The organism is Chloroflexus sp., assembly GCF_034432675.1.
Taxonomy (GTDB): domain Bacteria; phylum Chloroflexota; class Chloroflexia; order Chloroflexales; family Chloroflexaceae; genus Chloroflexus.
The window spans coordinates 1-9349 of the sequence record NZ_DAOUBI010000155.1; the positions used below are offsets into that span (position 1 = coordinate 1).

9 protein-coding genes are annotated in these 9349 nt (G+C 54.2%); 2 read left to right on the plus strand and 7 right to left on the minus strand.

The window, feature by feature from the left end; genetic code table 11:
* Positions 1-571: 571 nt before the first annotated feature.
* The 3 genes from VAE55_RS11665 to VAE55_RS11675 form a co-directional block, all read right to left on the minus strand.
* Positions 572-1762 (minus strand): FAD/NAD(P)-binding oxidoreductase, encoded by a 1191-nt coding sequence (locus tag VAE55_RS11665; RefSeq protein WP_322815955.1) that lies wholly within the window; start codon positions 1760-1762, stop codon positions 572-574.
* A gap of 64 nt (positions 1763-1826) precedes the next feature.
* Positions 1827-2522 (minus strand): DUF1641 domain-containing protein, encoded by a 696-nt coding sequence (locus tag VAE55_RS11670; RefSeq protein WP_322815956.1) that lies wholly within the window; start codon positions 2520-2522, stop codon positions 1827-1829.
* Between the two features lie 109 nt (positions 2523-2631).
* Positions 2632-4032, minus strand: coding sequence for an MBL fold metallo-hydrolase (locus VAE55_RS11675; RefSeq protein WP_322815957.1), 1401 nt, complete (start codon positions 4030-4032; stop codon positions 2632-2634).
* A 282-nt stretch (positions 4033-4314) separates the two neighbouring features.
* On the opposite strand from VAE55_RS11675, the gene VAE55_RS11680 reads away from it, so the two are divergent.
* Positions 4315-5211, plus strand: a complete 897-nt coding sequence (locus VAE55_RS11680) for a LysR family transcriptional regulator (protein WP_322815958.1) — start codon at positions 4315-4317, stop codon at positions 5209-5211.
* On the opposite strand, the gene VAE55_RS11685 is transcribed toward VAE55_RS11680, so the two are convergent.
* The 4 genes from VAE55_RS11685 to VAE55_RS11700 form a co-directional block, all read right to left on the minus strand.
* Positions 5189-5467, minus strand: a complete 279-nt coding sequence (locus VAE55_RS11685; RefSeq protein WP_322815959.1) for an anti-sigma factor family protein — start codon at positions 5465-5467, stop codon at positions 5189-5191. The genes VAE55_RS11680 and VAE55_RS11685 overlap by 23 nt on opposite strands.
* Complete coding sequence (locus VAE55_RS11690; RefSeq protein WP_322815960.1) at positions 5454-6080, minus strand: RNA polymerase sigma factor; 627 nt, start codon at positions 6078-6080, stop codon at positions 5454-5456. Before VAE55_RS11690 ends, VAE55_RS11685 begins: the two co-directional genes overlap by 14 nt.
* A 348-nt stretch (positions 6081-6428) precedes the next feature.
* The gene (gene pdo, locus VAE55_RS11695; RefSeq protein ID WP_322815961.1) at positions 6429-7091 is read right to left on the minus strand and encodes a protein disulfide oxidoreductase; all 663 of its coding nucleotides are present in this window, start codon (positions 7089-7091) and stop codon (positions 6429-6431) included.
* A gap of 76 nt (positions 7092-7167) precedes the next feature.
* Complete coding sequence (locus VAE55_RS11700; protein ID WP_322815962.1) at positions 7168-8358, minus strand: MFS transporter; 1191 nt, start codon at positions 8356-8358, stop codon at positions 7168-7170.
* Positions 8359-8447: 89 nt separating this feature from the next.
* Here VAE55_RS11700 and VAE55_RS11705 point away from each other — a divergent pair, with 89 nt between their 5' ends.
* Positions 8448-9164 (plus strand): esterase family protein, encoded by a 717-nt coding sequence (locus tag VAE55_RS11705; RefSeq protein ID WP_012259732.1) that lies wholly within the window; start codon positions 8448-8450, stop codon positions 9162-9164.
* Positions 9165-9349 lie beyond the last annotated feature (185 nt).

Consider the following 9349-nt stretch of genomic DNA (forward strand, 5'->3'; position numbering starts at 1 on the left):
GCTATGCCCTACCCATACCCAGGTTGTCAACCGCTTCGCTCATCAGTCGAACCTATCTCATTGTGCGCGATCCTGTGCACTATCGCGTTGCATCGCTGTCGCGTGGGTCTCACGTCACGCATGGGCAGCGGATGGTCACAGTGCTAGCGGCGGTAGACGGTGTATCAGACCGTGGGGCAGGCTGGAAGCCTGCGCCACAGGGAGCACTTGCAGCCCGGCCTAACGCAGCGCGACATGTGGGTACTGCATAGCCCGGTGGGGGCGGGGTGGGGCAAATCACACATTAGCCCTGCGCTCAGCGCACGGGCAAGTCGCGCACAATCTCTCTCCCTGGCACTGATCTGACCGCGAAGGTACAGAACGCCTGCGACAACCTGCCAACGAGCTGCCGGTAGCAAACCCGACAGCTCTGGCAAACAGAAAGCTGTACAGCATTGGTCAAGATGTTGTCTAACACATGACAACGGGACGGGTTTTGAAACCCGTCCCGTTATCGCAATTCATGACGGCAATAAGACAAAGGGTTCTTACTGGTGATAATTATGTCAACTTTAGAAACCCTCACCCCTTCTTACATCCGACCACGTAGCATACCGTTCCAGTACATCGCCGGCAAGCCGTATGCCTTCAGCGCATACATACTGTAGCGCTCCTGAGACTGATCGAAGGGGAAGCTCTCTTTGGGCTGGTTGGTATAATCGAACTCGGCCAGGATCAGGCTACCATAACCGGTCACCAACGGACACGAAGTATAGCCGTCGTAAGTGGCAGGAAGCGTCTCATTGGCCATTGCTGCCATTAGATTCGCAACTAGTACCGGTGCTTGTTTGCGGATCGCTGCTCCTGTCTTCGATGTCGGCAGATTCGAGCAGTCGCCCAGGCTAAAGACGTTGGGATAGCGCACGTGCTGCAACGTATGCTTATCAACCTCTACCCAACCGGTCGTATGGGCCAGCTTACTGCTCTTGATCACATCCGGCGCACTCATCGGTGGTGTTACGTGCAACATATCGAAGTGAACGGTCACCGTCTCCTTCGTTGCCAGATTCATGAACACCGCTTCACGCGCTTCGCCGCGCACTTCAATCAGCTCGTGCTGGTAGTGGACATCAATGCCCTTACGGGCAACTACCCGATTGAGCGCATCGGCATACTTCTTAACGGCAAAGATTGCTGTACCGGCATGGTAAAAGTTAAGCTTGCTCTGTTGGCGAACACCTGATCGGCGGAAGTAGTCATCAGCCAGATAGACGATCTTCTGTGGCGCACCACCACACTTGATCGGCGTACCCGGCTGAGTGAAGACCGCATTGCCACCGCGGAACGTGCGAATGTTCTGCCACGTATACTCAACGGTGTCATACGAGTAGTTCGAGCAGACGCCATTCTTCCCTAGCGTCTCCGGCAGACCCTTGATCTTGCCCCAATCAATTTGAATTCCCAATGCCACAACCAGATAGTCGTAGGTGATAGTCTCACCGTTGCTTAGGGTCAAACTATTTGCATCAGGGTCAAATGCCTTGACTGCCTCCTTAATCCATGTCACACCGGGTGGAATATAATCGGCTTCCGGGCGTGCCGATTGCTCGCGTGGAAACACACCACCACCAACCAACGTCCACAGTGGCTGATAGTAATGTACGGTTGTCGGTTCGATCAGCGCCACCTCTGGCGGATTCGGTTGATCCATCAATTGGGCTGCAACGGTGAGACCGCCGGTACCACCACCGGCAATAACAACCTGATAGTGGCTCTTGGTCATAGCAGTACCTCTTTCTCTTGTGAATAGCAGCTTCCGCTGCGACATGCCAGTAACGAGTTTCTAACTAGCCCGACAATTTCTGACCAAATCGTTCGGCGAAATTCAGGGCAAAGCCGAGTGAGCGCTGGACATCACGGTTGAACAGTGCGCCGAGTAACGCCATCGGCCCGGCCCGCCGTGGTTCGCGTTGAGCACTCACCAGCGCGTGGGCCGCAGCCCCCATAACCTGCAGGGTCTTGGGATCAAGCACACCCGAACTCATCAGGGCTTTCATCTCGTCGGATTGCATCAAGGCGACCAGGTTGCGGAGCGCGACTAAACCCTGACGTGCCGTATCTTCCAGATCGATGCCCTGCTTACGAATGGCTGCATAGAGTTCATCGATCATATCGACGGTCATCGCCGCAAAACCCGGTGCCTGCCGGGCCAGTTCATCGAGCGTTACCAGTTGTTCACTCAAGCCAGCCAGTGCTCGTAAAGTCGCCGGATCGGTTAACCGCTCAAGCGCGACGAGACCTACCTTCAACCGTTCATCAATGTCAACCCCAGCATTGGCAGCGTCACGGTACAACCCATCGACCGTGTCAGTCGCCATCGCCAGCAGCGCCGGCGCTTCATCTGCGAGCGTGTTGACCTTCGCCAGATGCTGTTCAAGCCGATCCATCCGCTCCATCAACTGGTTGAGGAGTTCGGCAATGTGACCGGCTTCCAGCGTGTGAACCTCACCGGCTGGTCCACTGTTGGTATGCGTGTACGTCATAGTACTCCCTGCGTCTTGCGCCCGCTACGCAGCGGGCTAACCACTATTCGCCTCGCTGTTGTTTCTGCCGGTAGTAATGGCCACTCCTACTGGCAGAAACAGCACGCTGTCAAACCGCAACTGCTGAAGCCAGTTCTCGCCAGGTGCCCTGCGGATCGACTAGCGTCGCTACGTTGGTAAAACCAAACCGGCGCAGTAAGCTCGTGCCAACCTGTGAGCGATAGCCGGTTGCGCAGTGCGCAATGATGGGGGTATCCCGTGGAATGTCGTCCAGGCGACGCGGCAGATAGCCGAGCGGAATGTGCAGCGCACCGGGCAGATGAATCTCTTCGTATTCGGTCAGATTACGCATGTCAAGAATGACAGCCGAATGATTATTCAGTGCAGCACTCAGGTCTTTCACCGTAGCAGTCGGCAACTGCTCGAGATTATTACCAAGCGCCGACGCCGGCAGGTAACCGGGAATATCATCCACCCCAATTGCCCGCAAATCCTTCAAAATCTGATTCATATCGGCATCATCCGGCACAACCAGGTAGGTGGGCTTGTTGAAATCGACGAACCAGCCTACATACGTGCTGTACATCTTGCGGATGGGAACACTGATGCTGCCTGGAACATGACCGGCGACAAACTCGGCAGCACTGCGCAGATCAAAGACCATTGCCCCCTCTGCCACTGCCTGATCGAGAAGTGGCCGCTCGACCTCTACCGGGATTGCCAGATCGTGCAGGAGCGCCGGCCCGACTTTGTTGACATACTTCATGCGGGCAAAGTAACGCGGTGGTTCCGGTTGACCCTTCAGCAACCAGTGCACAAACGCATCCTCATCGTCAAACTGGAACGCCGGGTTGAAACGCTTCTCGTAACCGAGTGTGCTCGATGGAATGGCGCCCAACGCCTTTCCACAGGCGCTGCCTGCACCATGAGCTGGCCACACCTGCAAATAGTCGGGAAGTTCGGCGAACCGTCGCACCGACTGGAACTGCCTGCGTGCTCCTAGTTCCTTAGTACCGGCAATACCGGCTGCCTCTTCTAATAAATCCGGGCGCCCAACATCACCGACGAACAGAAAATCACCGGTGAACACACCCATCGGCTGATCGGCACCGGCAGTATCGGTAATCATGAAAGCAATGTGCTCTGGGGTATGGCCGGGGGTAGCAATCACCTGTACCTTGATGTTGCCAACCATCCACGTATCGCCATCCTTCACCAGAATGGCCTTCTCAATCTCCGGATAGGCATACTTCCAGTTGGCATCGCCCATATCGCTCAGGTACATCTGCGCACCGGTACGGGCAGCCAGCTCACGGACACCGCTGACAAAATCGGCGTGAATATGGGTTTCTGTTACGTGGGTAATCCGTAATCCTTCTTTGGCGGCTACGCGCAAATACGGTTCTACATCGCGCATCGGATCGATAACCATTGCCTCACCGGTCTTAGCGCAGCCGATGAGGTATGAAGCCTGCGCCAGCATCTCGTCGTAGAAATACTTCAGCAACATTGCTCTACTTCCCTTCTTTTTCGCGTATGATCAGCCGTACCCGATCCCGTATGACAGCTTTGGCGCCAATCGCTTTGAGAGTGTTGGGATTTGATAGCTCTGAGGATAGCAGAAATACCCCCTTGGCAGAAGCCGAAACATGCTTATACTATCTCTAAGCAGGAACTTATAGCTCAGGCACACAAGAATCATTACATCCAGGAATAGATGCATCTCGCTGAATGGACAGATCTGATCATTTGGCATCGATAGGTTCGCTAAACAGCATAATCAGGAGCAAAGATGCTCGATCTCTACAAACTCGATATTTTTACCCGCGTCGTAGCCGCCGGAAGCCTCAGCAAAGCGGCTGAACAGTTACATATGACTCAATCAGGGGTAAGCCAGCATATTCGTGCCCTGGAAGACTCGTTGGGTACCGAACTCTTTGTACGTGGACGGCGCGGTGTTGAGTTGACGCCCGCAGGTCAACGCCTGCTGGCCTATTGCGAGGGCATTTTTCGCCTGGTCGCCGAGGCCGAACTGGCAGTGACTGATGTTGCTGGTCTGCTTGATGGACAGTTGACGATTGGAGTGACACCCGGCGTAAGTGCCTATCTCTTGCCTGAATGGGTGCAGATGTTTCGCCAGCGCTATCCCAACCTCGCCGTGAGCGCCCAAACCGGCACGACGCCATCTATCGTGAATGAATTACGGAACGGCAGCCTCGATCTGGGTGCAATTGAGGGCGAACTCGATAGCGCGGAACGTGATTTGCAGCAACAGGCGCTGCGCGAATTCGATCAATACGTTGTCGTTGGTCGCCGCCATCCGTGGTGGGGGCGCAATGAGGTTCATTTGCAAGAGCTGGCCGGTCAGCCGATGGTGATGCGCCAATCGAACAGTCAAACGCGCGTCTGGCTCGACTGTGCGCTACGCGAGCAAGCATTAACACCACGCATCATCGCCGAACTCGACAATCTGGAGTCGATTAAGCGCATGGTGATGATCGGAACCGGCCTAACAATCCTGCCGCTCTATGCTGTAACTGCCGAACAAGAAGTTGGTGCTCTGCATCCCATCCCTATCGCGGGCCGACCGCTGCGTCGCACACTACGCCTGCTATGGCGGGCAACCCGCCCCCTATCACCGGTGGCGTATGCCTTCCGACAATTACTCATTGCGCATTACGGTCATTGATTTTTGCCCGCAGACGTTGTTGCATCTGGACGATCAAACGCTCTTCCAAAGCAGGTGACAATGGCAGTGGTTCATCTTCAAGGTGATGGAGCAGGCTAATCGTCTGCCGCAACGACGCCAGTAATTGCCGGCAATCTGGACAACGACGAAGTTGCGCTTCCAATTCACTACATTCAGTCGCACTCAATTCACCATCGAGATAATCGTTCAGAAGATCGATGAGTTCATGACAGGAATGATGGTCACTGGTCAACATCACGCTGCTCCTCCACCACTTCGACATAGCGAGCCAGCAGCTCGCGCAGGCGCAAGCGGGCACGATGCAGACGCACCTTCACCGCTGCCGGACTGATGCCCAGTTGTCTGGCCGTCTCTTCAGTACTCAAATGCTCAATATCGCGCAAGACTATCACGACCCGCAATGCATCGGGTAATGTGGTGATTGCCTGCATAATTTCGCGCCGTAATTCCTCATCAAGCACAGTCCTGGCCGGATCAACAGCCCAGCGTGGTGCCAATTGCGAGAGTGAGGTTTCGCTGCTGAGATCACCTATTTCGTCAAGATCAAGCTGCGCCCGCTTCTGTCGCAGCAGCATCAATCCCTCATTCGATGCAATCCGGTAGAGCCAGCTTCGCAAACTGCCGGCACCGGTATATTCGGGTAACGCTGCACACGCCTTGATAAAGGTCGTCTGCAACACATTCTCAGCTTCGTCAGCATCACCTACCAGGTTGAGTGCACGGGCGTACACAAGTGGGGCAAAACGTTTTACAAAACATGTACAGGCATCAGGATCACCGCGCCGCAAACCGGCCAGCAGTGCCTCTTCATCATCGTACAGCGACAGATCAATGGATAGTCCCGACACAGCAATTCCTCCAGCACAGCTACTTTTTTCAGTATAGCATGTCTGCGCTGGAGTACAGCTCTCTGCGCTTTTACCATCTAAACCTGTTCCGCAGCAGTCTGTTGCAGAGGGCATTGCGTAGACATCAGCCTGCACTCCACCAGAAGCAATCCGCGAGCTTCAACAGCTATCGCCGATAGCCCTGTTCTCACAAGCCGGCTATGACTCAAGCGGTTGTCTGCACAACGCTATCGGGATAGCTGGAAGCATCACCTTCAGCTATCCCGGTAGGAGAATCCTGCGTTAACGAAAGGCAGGACGGCACCATCTTTCCAGACCTACAGAGGTGTAACCCCCGCAGACCAGGCATTACGCCGCCGCAGCAATCGCTTCCCGCAGTTTATTGACCATCATCCCTTCGGGCACTGCACCCTCGATATGCACGAGATCATCTATGACCGTTTTGGGTACACCCATCACCGCATAGCGGTCACCCAATTCGGGGAATTCGGTCACTTCGATGCCTTCGGCAGAGATGTACGGACTGGCCAGAGCCAGGCGGTACGCCATCACCACTGCGCGCGGGCAGTACGGGCAGGTTGGCGTCACAAAGACTTGCAAGTGCATTGGGGATTGAATTGTCTCCAACAATGTCATAGTTGCCGGTTGCAAGTCGGGCTGTACCGCACCACCGGCCAGACGGATAGCTTCAATTAAGGAAGCAAATTCATAACCACTGGGCAACCCGGCAAAGCGCAGGCCGTGATTCTGCCGCTCTTCACCAACCAGGAAGACAATTCCCGGCGCTTTGTCAACACCCAATTCCGCAGCATAGGCACTATCCTGATCCAGATCATAGACGTGCAGACTCAGCATTGGATGGAGAGCCACGACTTCTTGCAATAGTTCCTGGGCGACCTCACTGTACTCACCACTTTCGGCAGAGATGAAGAGCACGATGTCTACTGGTCGATTCAGACCTGTAAATGCTTCCTGCACCGCCTTGCGATCTTTTTCCTGCATAAGAGCCATGTGTTGTTCCTTTCACAATAATTCGCATCACTACCAATAAGATGCAAGGCCGGTACGTTTAGTTACATTACCGGTCTCAGGCACGGCCTTCTCTCATTGCCATGATACCAAAGCCTACCCCACATAGCACCAGGATTCCGGCCAACGTGCTATTCACCGCATAACCGGCAATCACACTCAACCATGGCGCTACAAGCGAACCTAGAATTCGTCCGCCGCCTATACTGGCCGTCATTGCCGCGAGTACTGTGCCACGGCCCTGCGCGCTGAGACCACTGATCAAGGGGAAGGTCGAGACGATGGCAAACTCAAAACACAAATCAAACGCTAGCAGCAAGATCAGAAACGTGAGCCAGGACGTACTCTGTGGCAACAAAAGCAACCAGATGCCGACCAGCGCAAATCCACTGAGCACTGCCCGGCGCTTACCGATGCGGTCGGTGAAGAGGGTTGCTGCCAGTGAACCGATCAGTTCAACGATCCCCAACAACCCGAAGACGAGACCCAATTCTGTCGTAGTAGCCCCAAAGGTGTACTCTAACCAGCCCGCGTAGCTAACAAAAATCAACTCAACGGCTGCCATCTGTACAAAGATAAAACTCAGCGCAGCCAGGATAACCGGTTTGAGCACGATCTGGATTGGATTGACCTCAGTAGATGTATTGCCACCGGACTGCGCGTAATGAATGCGTTCATCGTTTGGTAGCATTGTCATCAAGGCAACCGTGGCAATACCAACAACCGTTAGACCGGCAAAAACCATCGCCAGGCCAAACTGTTCTGCTACCCAGGTTACCAGTGGTATACCGAGCAATGCCGAGAGCGCCCAGCTCAGTTCCAGCACCCCCAGCAAACGCGCTCGTTGAGAATAGTGACTGCGAGCGCTTACATAGCTCTGCAACGCCGGCATCGCAATCGCCACCGCCAGACCGACAAGCGCATACCCGGACAGGAATAGCCCAAAACTACTACTCACCCCACAAACTGCAACCCCCAACACAAAGATGATCCCGCCCCAGAGGATCACAATCCGATCACCAAACCGATCACTCAACACCCCACCTAACGGACTCAGCAGTGACGCGGCGACCTGGACGGTTATCAACAGACTGGCTGTACTCAAATCCACGGCAAAACTGGCAGCAAGAAACGTCAGCAACGGGTAGACCAGCCGAAAGACCAGACTGATCAGCCAGCGCATCCAAACCAGCATTGCCACGTGGAACCACGATAGTGTCTGCAATTTCGTTGTGGTGCCTGTTATCATACCCGTGACACTCTTTCATTGACAGCCAGTTCACAGCAGGCTATCATTTTAGTTACCGTAATCGCTGTTTAGACAACAACCTTATACACATGCAACGCCAATATCACTCGTGGCACAGCCCTGCCCTTAACCGAACGATGGAACTCCTTGTTTTTGGTCATGCCGGTGCGCCGGTCCTGGTCTTTCCCACATCGCATGGCCGTTTTTACGAGTACGAAGACCGGGGGATGGTGGCAGCACTCAGTCATCACCTTGAACAGGGTTGGATACAGCTTATTTGTGTCGATAGTGTTTATAGCGAAAGCTGGTACAACTACACTGCCGACACCGATGCCCGCATCTGGCGCGAAGAACAGTACGAGCACTACCTGATAACTGAAGTGTTACCGCTTGTGCGCCATCTCAACCCCAACCCATTCCTGATCGCCACCGGCTGCTCATTCGGGGCCAGTGAGGCTGTTGTTTTCACTCTGCGTCATCCGGGTCTGGTGCGGCGGGTGATTGGTTTATCGGGACTCTACGATCTAAAGCGATTTTTCAGCACCTATACGCAGGGTGTCTATTTTCACAATCCGGTGGACTTTGTGCCCAATTTAAACGATCAATGGACAATAGATCGCCTGCGTGAAACCGACATCATCCTGGTCACCGGACGAGACGATCCGTCAGCGTGGTCGAACGAGTTGTTGTCGAGTCAATTGTGGGCGAAAGGCATCGGCAATGCGTTACGCATTTGGGATGGCTGGTACCACGACTGGCCCTACTGGCAACGCATGATTGTACAATACATTGGCGGGCATGATTGAAGGCTATATACGGCTAATGGGTACGTGAAAACCAGATTGGAAACCTGGATACACCAGGCACGGAAGAAATATATTCCAGGGGAGCTGGTAGCGAGCTGAGTAGAAAAGCTAGAACTTATTTCATAAAAAGTTGTACTGTCGCGCTCGAATAACCATCTCCGGTGCCATCATGCGCTGGATTGGTT